Consider the following 19,338-nt stretch of genomic DNA (forward strand, 5'->3'; position numbering starts at 1 on the left):
AGGAAAAGTATAATTAATAAAAAATGTTGACATTCTACATTTATAAATATATACTAAGTATAAAGATATTATTATAAAAAAATTGTTAAAACTAACAATGTGCAAAAGAGGTTATCAGTACGTGCAAAGTAAATTTATAAAAACAAAATTAAGTGATGATGTGGCAAACTATCTGCGTAAAGCCATCATAGAGGGTGTTTACCCTCCTGAATATCATTTGAATGAACCTGAGCTGGCAAGGGAACTGAATATAAGCCGTGGGCCAATCCGTGAAGCCATCAGCCAGCTGGAGGCAGATGGTCTGGTTTACAGACCAGGCAACGGGCGTACTAAGGTGTTGAAATTTGATGAAAGCGACTTTGAGGATTATTTAAATTTACGTACCTTTTTAGAATCCCAGGCCTGCAGGATTATTATAAAAAATGCGCCGGATGATGCCACATTTGCTTCCTGGCTGGCGGCTGCCAAACATGATTTAGAGCAATTGGCCATCAGTATTGAATCTGGCATTGAAATCATGAGCAATCAATATGATTATTCATTTCATGATAATCTGATGGAAAAGGCGGGGAGTGTTGTGCTGCTAAGGGCATGGAAATCCATTTCAGGGTTCCGGCGCAGCATTATGGAGACAAACATAAAATATGCAGGCAGTGTAAAGAACAATTATTTCCGGGATCACATGGGAATCTTGGAGGGAATTGAATCAGGGGACCTTTCCCTAATGGAACAAGGACTGCAAAAACATTATAAGAGTGGCCGCATGAATTTCCATAAGATGCAGGAGGTGACCCGGAACAGTTAGATGTTTTTTTACAAAAATATCAGAGGGGTATTTATTTTAACATACAAATGTCAACATTTAACAATTGGAGGGGGAGGATTCTATGGGCTGGTGATATGATGGCAGGTTCAGGGTATTGTGAAATGGATGGAAGAATTCAAATCAGCAAATGTCAACATTTAACAATAGGACATTTGTCTATTAATAAGTGGATTGTAAGGAGGGGGTTAAATGAAATGGAGTAAGTCGTCCATACTGGACGGGATTGGACTTCTGGTATTTTCTCTTTTTTTAGTAGTGGATGGGAGAACCATTAGTTTGAAAAATTGGAATGATGGTATTTCGCCCCGTGCATTTCCGTATTTTTTGGCTGGCTGTATTTCCTTGTTGGGAATCCTGTTGATTCTTACTGGGACAATTAGCAGGAAAAGGGAGGCTTCGGAATCTGTAACGGAATATCCAAAAACCTTTTTAGAAAAAAGATATTGCCTGTTTGCAAAACCGTCTGTCATTCCACCTTCACTGTTTATGGTCCTTATGGTGATTGCGTATCAGTTTTTTTGGAAGCCGGTTGGATTCCTGATTATTACGCCGCTATTTCTATGGATTACGCTATATGCATTAGGGACGTCTGCTAAAAAGGCCGTGGTAATTTCGGTGGGGGTGACGGCTGTGGTTTATGTAGTCTTTACCTATGGCTTTAAGGTGACCTTACCTGACGGTCCGCTGCACATGTTTCTATAGGGAGGGATGATATGGAAATGATTTATAGGTGCCTGCAGGAAGCTTTTCAGATACAGAATATCCTGATAATTACCGGTGGTACCATATTAGGTATAATCTGCGGTGCAATACCAGGATTGACAGCCACCATGTCCATTGCACTGATTCTGCCCATTACATATGTTTTACCGGCAGATTTGGGTATGGCAGCCATTTTAGGCGTTTTTGTAGGGGCTACATATGGCGGTTCCATCTCCTCAATCCTGATTAATATTCCTGGGACCCCAGCTTCCATGATGACAGGAATGGATGGATATCCTATGGCGCAGAAAGGCGAAGCGGGTACGGCTTTGGGAATCGCAACCATTTCCTCTTTTATTGGAGGTGTACTTTCAGGGCTGGTGTTGATTTTTGTAGCTCCCAGGCTGGGCTCTGTTGCATTGGAGTTCGGGCCGGCAGAATATTTTGCAGTGGGTGTATTTTCACTCAGCTTAATAGCCGGAATTGTAGGCAAAAACATATACAAGGGTTTGGCTGCGGGATTGATTGGGATTTGTTTTAATCTTGTGGGCAGCGACCCGGTGACAGGTGTGGCACGTTATGCTTTTGGAAATGTCTCCATGACAGGTGGTCTGACCCTGGTTCCTGTATTGGTTGGCCTTTTTGGCTTTCGTGAGGTACTGAAACAGACGGAGTCCGCACATTTATCCTATGAAGTTGTAAAACAGGTTAATAAGATTTTACCCTCCCGAAGACAGATGCTTAGGATTCTTCCTACGACAATCCGTGGCGGTATCATTGGGACTTTTGTTGGTATTTTACCAGGAGCAGGAGGGCCGATTGCCAGTTTTGTGGCTTATGATACGGAAAAAAGGCTTGTTGATAAGGATAAGACCTTTGGAAGCGGCGATATACGTGGCGTGGCAGCATCGGAATCCGCAAACAATGGCACAAACGGGGGAGCACTGGTTCCTTTGCTGACCCTTGGGGTTCCTGGCGATGGCGCCACTGCGGTTATGTTGGGGGCGTTCATGATGAATAATATCACTCCGGGGCCCATGCTGTTTGTAAATCATGCTGATTTGGTAAACTCCATATACACCAACTATATGATTGCGGCAGTTCTGATGCTTGTTTTGGGACTTCTGGCTGCACGCCTATTCATGAAAGTAATCAGGGTACCTCAGAAAGTCCTGATTCCTATTATTGCCGTGCTCTGCGTTATTGGATCATATTCTGTAAAACGTAGTCTGTTTGATGTGGGTACCATGATTTTTATGGGGATTCTGGGATATATCTTTGATAAGCGCGGTTTTCCTGTGATTGCAACCGTACTGGGAACTGTACTCGGAGGCCTGATTGAGCGGAATTACCGCTCAGCAGTACAATTAGGTAAGGGAAGTTTTATGTTTATCTTTACAAAACCTATTGCAGTTGCCATTTTACTTCTCACTGTAATCATGCTCTTTTGGCCCTTAATCCGTTATGGCATGAGTACGTGTAAAAAAAGGATACTGCAGGACAAATAATATTCATCATACAAAAGGAGAGGCAACTATGAAAAAGAAGAGTAAATTGTTTGTATTGTTCCTGATGTCAGCTCTGATTGCAGGCTGTTGTGCAGGCTGTAAGAAACAGGATACTTACCCAAGTAAACCTATTACGTTCATGATTGGTTTTGACCCCGGCACTGGTGCGGATGTTTCCGGGCGCCTGTTGGCATCTTTAGCAGAAAAAAATCTTGGTGTATCAATTAATATCCTGAATAAGCCAGGGACATCCGGAGCAGTCAGTTATAAGGAAATCATGGGATATGACCCTGATGGATATACCATTGTACAAGGTACGCTGACGCTGCTGACCCATAACTTAATGGGCACCATTGATCATTCATTTAGGGATATGACCCCTATCATGACTTATCAGACAGAGGCATCAGCAATCTTAATGTCTGCCAATGCACACTTTTCCAATTTTGACGAAATGGTTTCCTATGCCAAGGAACATCCAGGTGAGGTTACCATAGCCACCAGTTCCTCCGGAGGTGTGACCAATATCATTGCTAATGCAGTTGCCAATGCGCTTGGAATTAAGTTTAATATCATTGCAGGTACCGGAGGGGGTGCGGATTGCTGTACACAGTGTGCAGGGGGCCATACTAACCTTGCAATCGGTTCTTTTGCCGAAAGCCAGGCACATATTGACGCGGGAAATCTGATTCCATTGGGGGTTACGGGTAATAAGCGTGCATCTGTCTGGCCAGATGTACCTACGTTTGCGGAATTGGGAATTGAGGAGGCTAATGTAGAACAGATTCGTGGCGTATTCGGTCCTCCTGACATGAAGGAAGAAGATGTGAAAATCCTGCAGGATGCACTGATGAAAGCAGCAAACAGCCAAGAGTTCCTGGACAATGTTGAAAAGACCGGCGCCACATCTACGGTTTTGGATGCAAAGCAGACCGCGGAGACCTTTGGGAGGTTTGAAGAGATTATTGCGCCTATATTGGAAAACTGATACCTTATCATACAAAATGAGAATATTGGAGTGGACAAGTTGAAAATTAAAGATATACAGACTATCTGTATGCGTGTTACCTATACCGGTCATCAGCGCGTGCAGAGCGCCCTTGGTGTGTGGAATCATCGGAATGGAATGTTCCTTTTAGTGCACACGGATGCCGGAATCACTGGGCTGGGGGAGATTTTCAGTAATTTCCCACAATGGAGCCATTATGAAAAAGAAGCATCGGTCCACCAGGGATTAAAGCCCATGCTGATTGGTGCAGACCCTTTGGACCGAGAAGGAATCTGGGCGGCAATTGGCAGGAAATTCAAACAAATCGGCCTTCAGTGGGGAGGATTAGGAATTGCCCATCAGGTTCTGAGCGGTCTGGATATTGCCCTTTGGGATATACAAGGCAAGGTGGCAGGCAAGCCAATCTGTGAGCTGTTGGAATCACCTGCCGAAAGTGTTTCTGTTTACTGCTCGGCCTTGGGCCCGGCAGGCGTGAAGGAACAGGCGGCACACTTTCTGGAAATGGGGGTTACCGCATTTAAGCTGAAAATCGGGATGGATATAAAACAGGATCTTCGAAACCTGGCTTTACTGCGTCAGACGATTGGACCTGACTGCCTGCTGATGGTGGACGTCAATCAGGGCTGGGATCTAAATACTGCATTAGAGATGGCTCCGCTGTTAGAACCCTTTAATCTTTACTGGGTAGAGGAACCTCTTATGGCAGATCATATGGAGGATCTGGAGGTTCTGGTGAGGAAAACCGGGATGCGGATTGCTGGTGGCGAAAATCTTTATGGCTTGGACTTTGAGCGTCATCTGGCAAAAGGATTGCTGAAAGTCTGTCAGCCGGATGTGACAAAATGCGGAGGTATTACGGAATTCCTGAAAGCTGCCCAGCTTGCGCATCAGTATGGTGTGGATGTGGCGCCGCATTTCCTGGCAAATGGAATTGGATATGCGGCAACGATGCAGGTGATGAATGCTTCCGGATCCCTTATGATGGAATATGATCATGCAGCCAATCCTATGAAGGATACTTGCGTTATGGGGACTTATCCGGTAGTAAATGGCAGGGTAAAAGTCCCAAAGGGACCAGGTCTTGGTGTTTCACTGTGTGAAGAAGAAATAAGGAAATATGTTTTCCATCCGTATTGATTTCCTTAACGGGTGAAGAAGGCAGGAGAGGATATCCTGGACGCGGTCGGAACGTCAGGGATATCCTCTTTTATATGCAGGAAGATACTGACTACCAGTTACATTTCATTGCCTGAAGTATGGATTCCACGCTTCTGTCCAAATCCAGGTTTTCTATCCGAAGCACAGGACATGTGACTGTTTTTAGCCACGCCTCATGTTTGGCCAGGCTTCTTCCGGACCTGCTTCCTGAATCGTAGGAGGATGCCCACTCTATGAATTCGGCAGAGGCCTGGTGCCTGCTGTTTCCGGGCAGGATTGCATCGCCGTACCGCTCTGCTTCCCGTCTTTTTAGCCGTTCTATCCGTATGTCCGCGGGAACGTGTACAAATACAACCAGGTCAAATGCAGATGCCAGTTCATCATACCACCCGGTCACGGAACCGCTGAGCACCCAATGGGGGCTGCTGTTTAAATCTCGGTCCATCAGGGCCGCGTAATCCTCATATCTGCGCGAGACTGTAAAAGGGTCCTGGGTGGGCAGCCAGAAATAGCTGTCCGAGTCAAAATGGCTGTAGCCTGTGTGTTCACATACTTTTTCTGCAATCGTAGTGGTACCTGAACCGGAGGCGCCGAATATGTGGATGTGCTTTTTCATATGTCCCTCTTTCTGTGGTACGGATGCTCAAGATTTCAGGTTTCTGTATGTACGTAGTGCATTAATTATATCACAGATGGGTGGGAAATGGATGGAAGGAACATGGTAAATGCTCAGAAAATGCATGGAAAATGAAATGATGGATATGTATGTATAAAAGCGGTAATTATATTTTAAAAATATAATATAACAGATAATATAAAATAAAACTATCAAATTATCAAATTATCTGACAATTAAAAATAAAAACCTGTTTACAAAAGGAAAAAAATGTAGTATCATCACCACTATAAAAAAACAGGCGGAAGTTCCCCCAGGATATGTCCCCCCAGACACTCCCTTCCGCCAAAAGAAAGGAAGTATGCTTATGGATTCCAAACAGAAACAACCAGGACTGTACGACCCGCGTTTTGAGCATGACAACTGCGGAATCGGGGCGGTTGCCAATATCAAAGGCATCAAGACCCATGAGACAGTCAATCAGGCACTCCACATCGTGGAGAATCTGGAGCACAGGGCAGGCAAGGACGCCGAGGGTAAGACCGGCGACGGCGTTGGCATCATGCTTCAGATTTCCCACCGCTTTTTTGAAAAGGTGACACAGCCTCTGGGCATCCGTATCGGAGGCGAGAGGGAGTATGGCGTGGGTATGTTCTTCTTTCCCCAGGATGAGCTTGCCCGCAACCAGGCGATGAAGATGTTTGAAATCATCGTGAAGAAGGAAGGCCTTGCTTTCCTGGGATGGAGGGTAGTCCCCACTACCCCGGATATCCTGGGCGAGAGGGCCGTGGAAGTGATGCCATATATTGCCCAGGGCTTTGTGGCCAAACCCGCCCAGGTAAAGCCTGGCCTGGATTTTGACAGGAAGCTGTATGTGGTGCGCCGGGTATTTGAACAGAGCAACGAGGATACATATGTGGTTTCCCTGAGCAGCCGTACCATTGTGTATAAGGGAATGTTCCTGGTGGGAGAGTTAAGACGGTTTTTCGCGGACCTTCAGGATGAGGATTACAGGTCTGCCATTGCCATTGTCCATTCCAGGTTCAGCACCAATACAAACCCCAGCTGGATGCGCGCCCATCCATACCGATTTATCGTGCATAACGGTGAAATCAACACCATCCGGGGCAATGCGGATAAGATGGCTGCACGTGAGGAAAACATGGAGTCGGAGTATTTTAAGTATGACATGCACAAGGTGCTGCCCATCATCAGCCAGGAAGGTTCTGACTCAGCCATGCTTGACAATGCGCTGGAATTCATGGTGATGAGCGGCATGGACCTGGCCCTGGCCGTGATGGTTACCATTCCGGCACCCTGGGAGTATGACAAGTACATGGACGGCGAGATTAAGGATTTTTACCGCTACTACGCCACCATGATGGAACCATGGGACGGCCCGGCCTCCATCCTGTTTACGGACGGGGATGTGCTGGGCGCGGTGCTTGACCGGAACGGCCTGCGTCCTTCCAGGTATTATATTACGGAGGACGGATATATGATCCTTGCCTCTGAGGTGGGGGCCATTGACATTGACCAGACAAAGGTGGTGAGGAAGGACCGCCTCCGTCCAGGGAAAATGCTTCTGGTGGACACAAAAAAGGGCGAGCTGGTGGATGACGAACACCTGAAGCATTATTATGCGTCCCGCAAGCCTTACGGCGAGTGGCTGGATTCCAACCTGATTGACATTAAGGAGCTGTCCGTGCCCAATAAGGGCGTGCCTGCCATGGAGGAGGAACAGCGCCTGAAGCTGCAGAAAACCTATGGCTACACATATGAGCAGTATAAGACCATGATCCTGCCCATGGCGCTCAACGGGGCGGAGGCAGTGTCGGCCATGGGTGTGGACAGTCCCCTGGCAGTCCTGTCAGCCAAGCACCAGCCTCTCTTTAATTACTTTAAACAGCTGTTTGCCCAGGTTACCAATCCGCCCATTGATGCAATCCGGGAGGAAATCGTGACCTCCACCACCGTGTATGTGGGCGAGGAGGGCAATATCCTGGAGGAAGCGCCTGAGAACTGCAAGATCCTCAAGGTGGAGAACCCCATCCTCACGGAAACAGACCTGCTTAAGATTAAGAACATGAAAAAGCCCGGCTTCAAGGTAGAGGAAATCCCCATCACCTACTACAAGAACACGTCCCTGGAAAGGGCCATTGACCGCCTGTTCCTGGAGGTGGACCGGGCCCATAAGGACGGGGCCAACATCATCATCCTGTCCGACCGGGATATTGATGAGAACCACGTGCCCATCCCCTCCCTTCTTGCGGTATCAGCCCTCCAGCAGTACCTGGTAAGGACCAAGAAGCGCACCAGTGTTGCCCTTATACTGGAGAGCGGGGAGCCAAGGGAGGTCCATCATTTTGCAACCCTTCTGGGATACGGCGCATGCGCCATCAACCCTTATCTTGCCCATGAATCCATCCGCTCCCTGATCCAATCGGGAATGCTTGATAAGGACTATTATGCGGCGGTTATGGACTATGATATGGCGGTGCTTCACGGTATCGTGAAGATTGCTTCCAAGATGGGGATTTCCACCATCCAGTCCTATCAGGGCGCCCAGATTTTTGAGGCCATCGGCATTTCCAGGGAAGTGGTGGACAAATATTTCACCAACACGGTCAGCCGCGTGGGCGGCATTACCCTGGAGGATATTGCAAGCGATGTGGATACCCTTCATTCATCTGCATTTGACCCACTGGGACTGGATGTGGACCTGACCCTGGACAGCGTGGGAAGCCACAAGTCGCGTTCAGGCCAGGAGGAGCATCTGTATAATCCCCTTACCATCCATCTGCTCCAGGAAGCCGCCAGGACCGGAAGTTATGACACCTTTAAGGAATATACGGCTGAGGTGGACAGGGATGACAAGACATACCATCTGCGCTCCCTGATGGATTTTAAGTTTCCCGGGGACGGGGGGATTCCCCTGGACGAGGTGGAGGGCGTGGACTCCATTGTGACCCGTTTTAAGACAGGCGCCATGTCCTATGGCTCCATTTCCCAGGAGGCCCATGAGTGCCTGGCGGTTGCCATGAACCGGATCCACGGCAAGTCCAACACGGGCGAGGGCGGAGAGAGCCTGGAGCGTCTGGCGTCTGGCCAGGGAAAGAATAACAGATGTTCCGCCATCAAACAGGTGGCTTCGGGACGGTTCGGGGTCACCAGCCGGTACCTGGTGAGCGCGCAGGAAATCCAGATTAAGATGGCCCAGGGCGCCAAGCCGGGCGAGGGCGGGCAGCTGCCCGGCAAGAAGGTGTATCCGTGGGTGGCAAAGACAAGGCATTCAACCACGGGCGTCAGCCTGATATCGCCGCCGCCCCATCATGATATATATTCCATAGAGGATCTGGCCCAGCTGATATATGATTTGAAGAATTCCAATACAAAGGCCAGGATATCCGTCAAGCTGGTGTCTGAGGCAGGGGTTGGGACAGTGGCCGCGGGCGTGGCCAAGGCAGGGGCTCAGGTCATCCTGATTTCCTCTTATGACGGAGGGACCGGGGCGGCCCCCAGGAACTCCATCTATAATGCAGGCCTTCCATGGGAACTGGGCGTGGCGGAAGCACACCAGTCCCTGATCATGAACGGCCTGCGCGATAAGGTAATCCTTGAGACGGACGGTAAGCTGATGACAGGCAGGGACGTTGCCATTGCCTGTATGCTGGGCGCGGAGGAGTTCGGTTTTGCCACGGCTCCCCTTGTGACCATGGGCTGCGTGATGATGCGCGTGTGCAACCTGGATACCTGCCCCATGGGGATTGCGACCCAGAACCCGGAGCTGCGTAAGCGTTTTAAAGGTAAACCGGAGTATGTCATCCATTTCATGAAGTTCATTGCAGAGGAACTGCGGGAATACATGGCTGCCCTGGGTGTGCGCACCGTGGATGAGCTGGTGGGACGCACGGACCTTCTGTGCACCAAGGATGGGACGCCCTGCGGCCGCGGCAGGAAGGTGGACTTAAGCCGTATCCTGGATAATCCTTATGCAGGGCAGAAGGTGGCAGGATACCATGAGAAGCAGGCCTTTGACTTTAAGCTGGAGGACACCATTGATGAACAGGTTTTCTTGAAAAAGCTGAAAAGCGCCCTTGGCAGCGGGCAGAAAAAGAGCGTCCAGGTGGATGTCTCCAATGTGAACCGTACCCTTGGGACCATTTTTGGCTCGGAAATCACCAGGAAGTACCCGGAAGGGCTTGATGAGGATACATTTACCATCAGCTGCAACGGAAGCGGCGGACAGAGTTTTGGAGCCTTCATACCGAAGGGGCTTACCCTGGAGCTGGTGGGGGATTCCAACGATTACTTCGGAAAGGGGCTGTCCGGCGGCAAGCTGGTGGTGTACCCGCCGACCGGCGTCCAGTTCAGGGCCGAGGACAACATCATCATTGGAAATGTGGCCCTGTACGGGGCAACCAGCGGCAAGGCGTTCATTAACGGGATTGCAGGCGAACGGTTCTGCGTGCGCAATTCCGGGGCCACCGCTGTGGTGGAAGGCGTGGGGGACCATGGCTGTGAGTATATGACAGGCGGATGCGTGGTGGTGCTTGGGACCACGGGCAAGAACTTTGCAGCCGGCATGAGCGGCGGGATCGCCTATGTGTTAGATGAGGAGCGCAGCCTGTATAAACGGTTAAACAAGGAGCTTGTATCTTTTGAGGAAGTGACGAATAAATACGATGTACTGGAACTTAAGGGACTGATCCAGGAGCATGTGGCGTATACCAATTCAGAGAAGGGCAAGCGTATACTGGACCATTTCAGCGAATACCTCCCCAGGTTCAAACGGATTGTTCCCCATGATTACCGCCGCATGATGAATGCAATCGTGCAGATGGAAGAAAAGGGGTTAAACAGTGAACAGGCGCAGATTGAGGCATTTTATGCCAATGTCAGAGGATAAGGAGGTGGGACATCATGGGAAAGATGACAGGATTTTTAGATTATGAACGGGAAGTAAGCGCTGAAGAAGCTGCCAGGGACAGGATAAAAAACTGGAATGAGTTCCATATTCCATTAAGCGAGGAGGAACAGAGGAAACAGGGCGCGCGGTGTATGGAATGCGGCGTTCCCTTCTGCCAGTCTGGCGTCATGATGAAGGGGATGGTAAGCGGATGCCCGCTTAACAACCTGATTCCTGAGTGGAATGACCTGGTCTATACGGGCAACTGGCAGGAGGCATTTAACAGGCTTAAAAAGACCAACAGTTTCCCGGAATTCACGTCCAGGGTCTGCCCGGCCCCCTGCGAAGCCGCCTGTACCTGCGGCCTGAACGGGGACCCGGTGACGGTAAAGGAAAATGAACGGGCCATCATTGAGAAGGCCTACGATATGGGGTATGCCCTGCCAAAGCCGCCCTCCATCCGCACCGGTAAGAAGGTTGCTGTGATCGGCTCCGGTCCGGCCGGGCTGGCAGCTGCCGACCAGCTGAATAAAAGGGGCCACTCGGTGACCGTGTTTGAACGCAGCGACCGGGTGGGAGGCCTTATGATGTATGGAATCCCCAATATGAAGCTGGAAAAATGGGTGATTGAGCGCAAGGTGGAGGTGATGAGGGCGGAAGGCATTACCTTCATCACCGGGGCAAATGTGGGAAAGAATTATAAGGTGAACCGGATCATGAAGGAATATGACCGTGTCATCCTGGCCTGCGGGGCATCCAATCCCAGGGATATTGACGTGCCGGGAAGGGACGCCCAGGGGATTTATTATGCGGTGGACTTCCTGAAGGCCACCACCAGGAGCCTCATGGATTCACACCTGGAGGACGGGAACTATATCACGGCCAGGGATAAGCATGTGGTTGTCATCGGCGGCGGGGACACGGGCAATGACTGTGTGGGTACCTCCATCCGCCACGGCTGCGCATCCGTGACCCAGCTGGAAATGATGCCAAAGCCCCCTGTGAAACGGGCGGATGACAACACATGGCCGGAGTGGCCTAAGGTCCTTAAGACTGACTACGGACAGGAAGAGGCAATCTGTGTGTTCGGCGATGACCCAAGGGTTTACCAGACAACGGTGAAGGAGTTTGTGAAGGATGCAGAGGGCCGGGTGTGCAAGGCTGTTATCTGTGACCTTGTGCCGAGAAAGGATGAGGGGAGCGGCCGGACCTTCATGGCACCGGTGGATGGCAGCGAGCGGGAAATCCCTGCGGACCTGGTGCTTATTGCTGCCGGGTTCCTGGGAAGCGAGACATATGTGGCGGACGCATTTGGCGTGGAGCTGGATGGGCGTTCCAATGTGGCTGTGAAAGACGGTTCTTACCAGACCAATGTGGACCGGGTGTTTGCGGCGGGCGACATGCACCGGGGCCAGTCCCTGGTGGTATGGGCCATCAGGGAAGGGCGCGAGGTGGCGAAGGCCGTGGATAAGAGCCTGATGGGGTATTCCAACCTGGCTTAGGGTGTGTTTGGAAATTGCTTTCCGTCAGCTGTGCGTCCCACTTTGTGGGAGATTTGGCACAAATGAAGGGCGCATAGCGGGCTATGTAACCTGAATTTGGGCCAAATATGCCGCGAAGTGGGGCACGCAGATGGCGGGACTGGATTTTAAAACACGCCCTGGGATGTGGCCCTGACAGTGGTATTCAGATGAATTGGTTGGCGCCCGGCGGCGGGGATTATCTGCGTCATGGAAATGGCGGGGATGGTTCCTTGCCGCCGGGCGTTTTCCTGTCCGATATCCTTTGTCCGGTATCCTTTGTCCGGTATCTTCTCATCCGGTATCCAGTGAATCCGGGGTTCTTAATATCCCCGGCTTTTCATTCTGTCATATGCAGGGAAGAACGGCTGCCCTGACAGATGTTCCGGCGCGGGAGCGGGAACTTGACTTGACATGTCTTGAAACCGCATTATAATTAATAGGAGAAAGTAAAGTACGCTGAGTGTGTAGGAATGTGAGGGAAGTATGGAAGGCAATAAACGGGTATCCATTATAGATGTGGCAAAAAAGGCAGGGGTTTCCATAGCAACTGTCTCAAGAGTCATTAACAGGAACGGTGGGTATTCCAAGGAGACGGAGGAGCGGGTCAGGAGGACCATAGAGGAATGCGGCTTTACTCCCAACGTCAATGCCATTGGTCTGAGGACCAACCGCAGCAACAGCATAGGCGTGATCGTACCTGATATCACCAATGAGTTTTTTGCCAGGATCATACGGGAACTGGATGCATTCCTGCTCAGCAGGCGCTATTCCCTCCTGGTGTGCAATTCCAATGAGGATTATATGTTGGAGAACATGCATATTAAGGGTCTGGCGGAAAAGCATGTGGACGGGATCATATATATATCCGGTCAGAATGAAATCAAGAAGATGAATGAGATTAAGGGCCTGCCCATCGTGTATATAGACAGGGCGCCTAAGAATGCGGAGGTGCTGATCCTGTCGGATAATGAGACCGGGGGATACCTGGCGGGCCGTGAACTGATACAGAAGGGATGCAGGCGGATCCTGTTCCTGAGGGATATCCGTTACGCCTCCACTGTGCGCAGCCGTAAGGAAGGATTTGTGAGGGCGCTTCAGGAAAAGGGAATGGCCTTCAGCGAAGAGCTGGAGATGAGCTGTTTCCCTGAATATGCAGAGGCCAGGGTTGTGCTGGAACGGCTTCTCAAGGAAAAGGGATGCTTTTTTGACGGCATATTCGCAACCAATGACATGATGGCCCTGGCCTGTGTCAATGTCCTGACGGAGAATCAGATTAAGGTGCCGGGCCAGGTTAAGGTGGTGGGGTTTGATAACATTTCCCTGACCCAGTTCACAAGCCCCCAGATAACCACGGTTGCCCAGGACACAAAGGAGCTGGCCATCCATGCGGCGGATACCATTTTGAAGATGATAGAGGATGAGGAGATAAAGCAGAAGAGGACAATCATACCGGTCAGGCTGGTTGTGAGGGAAACAACCTGACGGAAGTGCGGCTGGGACAAGGCGGCTGGGACATAGCGGTTGGGACAAGGTAGCTGGGATATGGCGGCTAGGAAATAGTGGTGAGGATTGGAAAACCTTTTCATTACGGTGAAAGGGTTTTTTATTTTACGTAAAGAGTAAACGTTTACCAATTATAATATAAAATATGCACAAAAAATATAGTAAAAAATCGTTAAAATAGCAGAAATAAACATTTATACTTGACTTTTTATACGTAAAGGTTTACTATACAGTCACGAGATACGAAAACCTTTACGTAAAGCGAGGAGGCCTGCCATGGATGGTAATGCGAAGCTCTCTATTGTGGACGTGGCAAAACGTGCAGGGGTTTCAACCGCAACGGTTTCACGGGTCATCAACCATAACGGGGGATACTCCAGGGAGACGGAAGAAAAGGTGCGCCGGACCATTGAGGAGTGCGGGTTCACCCCCAATGCCAATGCCATCGGCTTAAGGACCAACAAGAGCAGATGCATCGGGGTGATTGTGCCGGATGTGACCAATGAGTTTTTTGCCAAGATCATCCAGGAGCTGGATTTCTATCTGCTGAAGCATGGGTATTCTCTTCTGATCTGCAATTCCAATGAGGATTATGAGCTGGAAAACATGCACATCAAGGGGCTGATAGAAAAACACATTGACGGGATTGTATACATATCAGGACAGAATGAAATCAAGAACATCAATGAAATCAAGCATATACCCGTGGTCTACATTGACCGCGCCCCGCTCAATGCCAGGATGCTGATCCTGTCGGATAACCAGGAGGGAGGCTACCTGGCCACTAAGGAGATGATTGATAAGGGCTGCAGACGGATCCTCCTGCTTCGGGACGTCCGGTGCGCCTCGACCATCCGGTACCGCAAAGAGGGATACATAAGGGCTTTGAAAGAAAACGGCATCCCCTACAGGGAGGAACTGGAGGTCAGCTGCTTCCCGGATTATGCGGAGGCAAGGAAGGTGATGGATCGGCTGGTCCGCTCCGGCGGCTGTTACTTTGACGGCATATTTGCCACCAATGACATGATGGCCCTGGCCTGTATCAATGTGCTGATGGAAGCAGGGATTAAGATACCGGAGCAGGTTAAGGTGGTGGGATATGACAATGTTTCCGTCACCAGGTTCACCAGCCCTCAGATAACCACCATTACACAGGATACGAGACAGATGGCAATTGCGGCCGGCAGGACCATACTGAGGATGATACAGAAAAAGGAAATCAGCGAGAAGCGGACCATCATCCCGGTGAAGCTGGAGGTGAGGGGGACTACCTGATAGTCCGTGTGCGGACTGCCGGTACTGGTCTATCAACCGGTTCTGCGGTTCCCGGTACAACATAAGGGGAAAAGAGGAGGATTTATGGAGACATTAGTAAAAATGGAAGGAGTCACGAAGGTGTTTCCCGGAGTTAGGGCCTTGGATAACATTTCATTTGAAATCAAGGCAGGAGAGGTGCATGTGCTCATGGGGGAAAACGGGGCAGGGAAATCCACCCTGATGAAGATACTCAGCGGCGTATACCAGCCCACCTCAGGTAAGATTACGGTAAAGGGAAAGGAATTCACACACCTGACCCCGAAGGATTCCTATGAATGCGGCATCAGCATCATCTACCAGGAACTGAGCGTCATCAATGAGCTGTCCATCCTGGAGAACCTGTTTGTGGGAAAGCTTCCCACCAGGCGGGTGGGAGGCATCCGGGTGGTGGACTATAAGGGGATGACGGGCAGGGCCCAGGAGGTCCTTGACAAGGTGGGGTTAAAACGCAGGCCCAGCCAGCTGGTGGAGGAAATCAGCATATCCGAAAAGCAGCAGTGCGAGATTGCCAAGGCCCTCATATCCAATGCGGACGTCATCATCATGGATGAACCGACCTCTTCCCTGACAACTTCTGAGACAGCCCACCTGTTCGATATCATCCGCCAGCTGAAGGCAGAGGGCAAGGGAATTGTGTATATATCCCATAAGATGGATGAGATTAAGGAAATCGGCGATGTGATTACCGTGCTTAAGGACGGTACTTATGTGGGGACCAGGAATGTCAAGGAGATAACGCTGGATGATGTGATAAAGATGATGGTGGGACGCGAGATCAAGGGGACCTACCACAATGAGGAGATAGAGGATTTCAGCAAAGAGCCGGTCATCTTTGAAGCCAGGAACATCAACCGGAAGGACGGCAAGGTGCGGGATGTGTCCTTTCAGGTGAGGAAGGGCGAGATTGTGGGCTTTGCAGGACTTGTGGGGGCGGGGCGCAGCGAGCTTATGAACGCCCTGTTCGGGGCTGAACCAAAGCTTTCGGGACAGGTTTTCATCGGGGGCCGGGAGGTGACCATACGCTCGCCTTATGAGGCCATCAAGAACGGGCTGGCCATGGTGACGGAAAACCGCAGGGAGACAGGTTTCCTGAATAATTTCAGCATCAAACAGAACATTTCCATTGTCCCCTTCCTCAAGACATCCAGGGGAAACGGGTTGATCGGCCTGCTGGATAACAAGGCGGAAGAAGAATATGCGGCAAAACAGAAAACGGACATGAACATCAAGTGCCGGGACGTGGAGCAGAACATAACGGAACTGTCAGGAGGCAACCAGCAGAAGGTTATACTGGGGAAATGGATGGCGGCTGAATCCAGCGTCATTATCTTTGATGAACCCACAAAGGGGATTGACGTTGGAAGCAAAAGTGAGATATACGTGCTGATGCGCAGGCTGGCCAGCCAGGGAAAGGGGGTCATCATGGTGTCCTCGGAGATGCCGGAGCTGCTGTCCGTATGCGATACCATCTGCGTGTTCAGGGACGGCGAGATACGCATGACCTACGCGGTCAGGGAAGCAACAGAAGAAAAAATATTGAAATCATCAACCGGTGAAGAGTGATCAGGAGGGGAAGAACCATGAATAATCAGACGGAAGTAAAGACAAAACCAAGTTTCGGGGTGCTTTGGCAGAAATACGGCACCATGGGCATATTCCTGCTGCTGCTGGCAGTGCTTACCATTGCAAAGCCGTCCAGCATCTTCAACCCTGACAGTATCCCGCAGATACTGAAGCAGAGCGCGGTGAACATCCTGCTGGCCCTGGGCGAATTCTTTGCCATCCTCATTGCCGGTATCGACCTGTCCGTGGGCGCGGTTGCAGGGCTGGTGGGAATGCTGACAGCCATGCTGATGGTGAACGGGATTCCGGTAATCCCAGCGCTCCTGCTGGGAATCCTCATTGGCACCATGATCGGTTTCTGTAATGGGATGCTGGTGAATAAGACAGGGCTTCATCCCTTCATCATCACACTGGGCACCCAGTCCATATTCCAGGGCCTGATGCTGGTCATCTCGGATTCCAGGAACATTTACGGGTTCCCGGCATCCTTTACAAAGACCATGAGCGCCAGCATCCTCTACATACCGGTGCCTGTCATCATTGCCTTGATTGTGGCAGCCGTCTGCGCCTTCTTTACCACAAAGTGCAAGGCGGGCCGCAATATATACGCCCTTGGAGGCAATATGGAGGCGGCCTGGTATTCAGGCGTCAATGTGAATCTTCACAGGCTTCTGGTGTTCATGATTTCCGGAACCTGTTCCGGTATTGCCGGAATCGTGCTTCTGGGCCGTGTGGGCGCTGCGGCACCCACCGCAGGAACCGGATACGAGACATACGCCATTGCGGCAACCATTATCGGCGGCACCAGCTTCATGGGCGGCAAGGGTAAGATACTGGGGGTTGTGATCGGGGGCATGATTATCGGTATCATCAACTATGGCATGACGGCCCTGATGATTCCCAGCAGTTACCAGAAGATAGTGATGGGCGCCCTGATCATCATCTCGGTTGCCATTGACCATTTTGTTGCCAAGGCAAAGAACTAAACAGGAGGACAAGATTATGAAACCAATGTTTAACCCTTCCCTGATGTGCATGGACCTGCTTAACATCAAGGAACAGCTTCAGATACTGAATACAAGGGCTGATTTCTACCATGTGGATATCATGGACGGCCATTATGTAAAGAACATCACATTGTCACCGGATTTCTGCAAGGCCATCCGCCCTGTGTGTGAGATTCCCCTGGACTGCCACCTGATGGTGACGACGCCTGATGATTTTATTGAACCGCTGGCAAAGGCAGGAGTGGGTTACATATGTCCTCATGCAGAGACCATTAACGCGGACGCGTTCCGCATCGTGAATAAGATCCATTCCCTTGGATGCAAGGTGGGGGTTGTCTTAAATCCGGCTACCCCGGTGTCCTATATCCAGCATTATATCCATCTGCTGGACAAAGTAACGGTCATGACCGTGGATCCCGGCTTTGCCGGACAGCCGTTCATCCGTGAGATGCTGGACAAAATCAGTGAGCTGAAGGCCCTGAAGGAGGAAAAAGGGTACGGCTACCTCATTGAAGTGGACGGCTCCTGCAATGAAAGGACCTTCGGGGACCTGGCAAAGGCGGGGACGGAGGTATTTATCGTTGGCACATCCGGGCTTTTCAACCTGGATAAGGACCTGGCAGCTGCCTGGGATAAGATGATGGATAATTTTAATAAAGCTGTGGATCGGTAAGGTGGGGACATTATGGGACAGGTAATAGGAATTGACATCGGAGGGACGAATCTCCGTCTTGGTTGTGTGTCGGCAGACGGGCAGCTGGAGCATTTTGAAAGGAAATCAAGCGCACCCATGCTAAAGGAAGGCGCGGTGGATGTCCTGTGCGGGGAAATCGGGGACTACATGGAACGGCATTTCCTCAACGGCTGTATAGACGCTGTCTCAGTTGGGGTCCCGTCTGCGGTCAGCAAGGACAAAAGCTTTGTGTATTCCACACCCAACCTGAAGGGGCTTGAGAATATCGACCTTGGGCATCTTCTGGAGGAAAAACTGGGAATCAGGGTGTTCGTGGACAGGGATGTGAATTATCTTCTGTGCCATGACATCAAGAAATACAACCTGGACCCGGAGCGGGATAAGACCATACTGGGCATGTATCTCGGAACCGGATTCGGCAATGCAATCTATGTCAACGGACGTTTCCACGCAGGGAAGAACGGGGTTGCGGGGGAGCTGGGACATATCCCGTTCTTCCATCTGAAGGAAACATGTCCCTGCGGAAATGTGGGCTGCGTGGAACTGCGCTGCTCCGGCGCCCATCTGCAGAGGATACGCAACCAGTATTATCCGGACACGGAAATCGGGGACATTTTCACAAAACATGGGGATGAGCCGGCCATACTTGAGTTTGTGGAGGGGCTGGCATACCCAATCAGCACGGAAGTGACCATCCTGGACCCGGATTATGTGGTCATGGGGGGCGGCGTCATGATTATGAAGGATTTCCCCATGGAATATCTGATTGAGCAGGTGAAAAAAAGGACGCGCCATCCATATCCGTCGGAGAACCTGGAATTCATATTCCCGGAGCACACCCAGACAAGCGGGGTGGCCGGAGGCGGACTGGCTGCATTTGACGCCATGAAGCGGCGGCGTTAAAGGTTTTAAGACAGTGAAAACAGCAAATCCACGTCTGTGCAGGAGGCTGGTACTGCTTCCATGCAAGGACGGGAAAATAAAAAAACATATGTATAAAGGA

15 protein-coding genes and 2 pseudogenes are annotated in these 19,338 nt (G+C 50.5%); 15 read left to right on the forward strand and 2 right to left on the reverse strand.

Annotation, left to right across the window (positions count from 1 at the left end):
• The first annotated feature begins 82 nt into the window (after positions 1-82).
• The 5 genes from LK536_RS48250 (at position 83) to LK536_RS48270 (ending at position 5,182) form a co-directional block, all read left to right on the forward strand.
• Positions 83-805: a GntR family transcriptional regulator gene (locus LK536_RS48250; RefSeq protein ID WP_227796424.1), complete on the forward strand. Its 723-nt coding sequence runs from the start codon at positions 83-85 to the stop codon at positions 803-805.
• Between the two features lie 210 nt (positions 806-1,015).
• Positions 1,016-1,528 (forward strand): tripartite tricarboxylate transporter TctB family protein, encoded by a 513-nt coding sequence (locus LK536_RS48255; RefSeq protein WP_227796423.1) that lies wholly within the window; start codon positions 1,016-1,018, stop codon positions 1,526-1,528.
• A 17-nt stretch (positions 1,529-1,545) separates the two neighbouring features.
• Entirely contained in the window at positions 1,546-3,036 is a 1,491-nt protein-coding gene (locus LK536_RS48260; RefSeq protein ID WP_227796462.1) for a tripartite tricarboxylate transporter permease, read from the forward strand.
• A 28-nt stretch (positions 3,037-3,064) separates the two neighbouring features.
• Positions 3,065-4,024, forward strand: coding sequence for a tripartite tricarboxylate transporter substrate binding protein (locus LK536_RS48265; RefSeq protein WP_227796422.1), 960 nt, complete (start codon positions 3,065-3,067; stop codon positions 4,022-4,024).
• Between the two features lie 39 nt (positions 4,025-4,063).
• Positions 4,064-5,182: a mandelate racemase/muconate lactonizing enzyme family protein gene (locus tag LK536_RS48270; protein WP_227796421.1), complete on the forward strand. Its 1,119-nt coding sequence runs from the start codon at positions 4,064-4,066 to the stop codon at positions 5,180-5,182.
• 91 nt (positions 5,183-5,273) lie between these two features.
• Here LK536_RS48270 and LK536_RS48275 read toward each other — a convergent pair whose 3' ends face one another.
• Positions 5,274-5,819: an AAA family ATPase gene (locus LK536_RS48275; protein ID WP_227796420.1), complete on the reverse strand. Its 546-nt coding sequence runs from the start codon at positions 5,817-5,819 to the stop codon at positions 5,274-5,276.
• A gap of 367 nt (positions 5,820-6,186) precedes the next feature.
• Here LK536_RS48275 and gltB point away from each other — a divergent pair, with 367 nt between their 5' ends.
• Both gltB and LK536_RS48285 read left to right on the forward strand, forming a co-directional pair.
• Complete coding sequence (gene gltB / locus LK536_RS48280; protein WP_227796419.1) at positions 6,187-10,728, forward strand: glutamate synthase large subunit; 4,542 nt, start codon at positions 6,187-6,189, stop codon at positions 10,726-10,728.
• Between the two features lie 14 nt (positions 10,729-10,742).
• A complete protein-coding gene (locus LK536_RS48285) occupies positions 10,743-12,230 on the forward strand; it encodes a glutamate synthase subunit beta (protein WP_025482638.1) in 1,488 nt (495 codons plus the stop codon).
• Here LK536_RS48285 and LK536_RS48290 read toward each other — a convergent pair.
• Positions 12,163-12,321 (reverse strand): annotated as a pseudogene (locus LK536_RS48290) (DUF6783 domain-containing protein); the annotation flags it as partial. The gene LK536_RS48285 and the pseudogene LK536_RS48290 sit on opposite strands and share 68 nt — an antisense overlap.
• Between LK536_RS48290 and LK536_RS48295 the strand changes: the two are divergent.
• The 8 genes and pseudogenes from LK536_RS48295 to alsK all read left to right on the forward strand — a co-directional run bounded on the left by LK536_RS48295 (position 12,259) and on the right by alsK (position 19,238).
• A pseudogene (locus LK536_RS48295) lies at positions 12,259-12,405 on the forward strand (DUF6783 domain-containing protein). The pseudogenes LK536_RS48290 and LK536_RS48295 overlap by 63 nt on opposite strands.
• 13 nt (positions 12,406-12,418) lie before the next feature.
• Complete coding sequence (locus tag LK536_RS48300; protein WP_040381563.1) at positions 12,419-12,625, forward strand: hypothetical protein; 207 nt, start codon at positions 12,419-12,421, stop codon at positions 12,623-12,625.
• A 109-nt stretch (positions 12,626-12,734) separates the two neighbouring features.
• Positions 12,735-13,733 (forward strand): LacI family DNA-binding transcriptional regulator, encoded by a 999-nt coding sequence (locus LK536_RS48305; protein WP_008722823.1) that lies wholly within the window; start codon positions 12,735-12,737, stop codon positions 13,731-13,733.
• A gap of 297 nt (positions 13,734-14,030) precedes the next feature.
• Complete coding sequence (locus LK536_RS48310) at positions 14,031-15,029, forward strand: LacI family DNA-binding transcriptional regulator (protein WP_008722824.1); 999 nt, start codon at positions 14,031-14,033, stop codon at positions 15,027-15,029.
• 84 nt (positions 15,030-15,113) lie between these two features.
• Positions 15,114-16,634 (forward strand): sugar ABC transporter ATP-binding protein, encoded by a 1,521-nt coding sequence (locus LK536_RS48315; RefSeq protein ID WP_008722825.1) that lies wholly within the window; start codon positions 15,114-15,116, stop codon positions 16,632-16,634.
• 17 nt (positions 16,635-16,651) lie between these two features.
• Positions 16,652-17,620 (forward strand): D-allose ABC transporter permease, encoded by a 969-nt coding sequence (alsC, locus tag LK536_RS48320; RefSeq protein ID WP_008722826.1) that lies wholly within the window; start codon positions 16,652-16,654, stop codon positions 17,618-17,620.
• A gap of 16 nt (positions 17,621-17,636) precedes the next feature.
• Entirely contained in the window at positions 17,637-18,314 is a 678-nt protein-coding gene (gene alsE / locus LK536_RS48325) for a D-allulose 6-phosphate 3-epimerase (protein WP_008722827.1), read from the forward strand.
• Positions 18,315-18,326: 12 nt separating this feature from the next.
• Positions 18,327-19,238 carry an allose kinase gene (gene alsK, locus LK536_RS48330; RefSeq protein ID WP_025482634.1) on the forward strand — a complete coding sequence of 304 codons (912 nt, stop codon included), beginning with the start codon at positions 18,327-18,329 and terminating at the stop codon, positions 19,236-19,238.
• Positions 19,239-19,338: the final 100 nt, after the last annotated feature.

The sequence above is a fragment of the Clostridium pacaense genome (assembly GCF_020709765.2).
Lineage (GTDB): Bacteria > Bacillota > Clostridia > Lachnospirales > Lachnospiraceae > Enterocloster > Enterocloster hominis.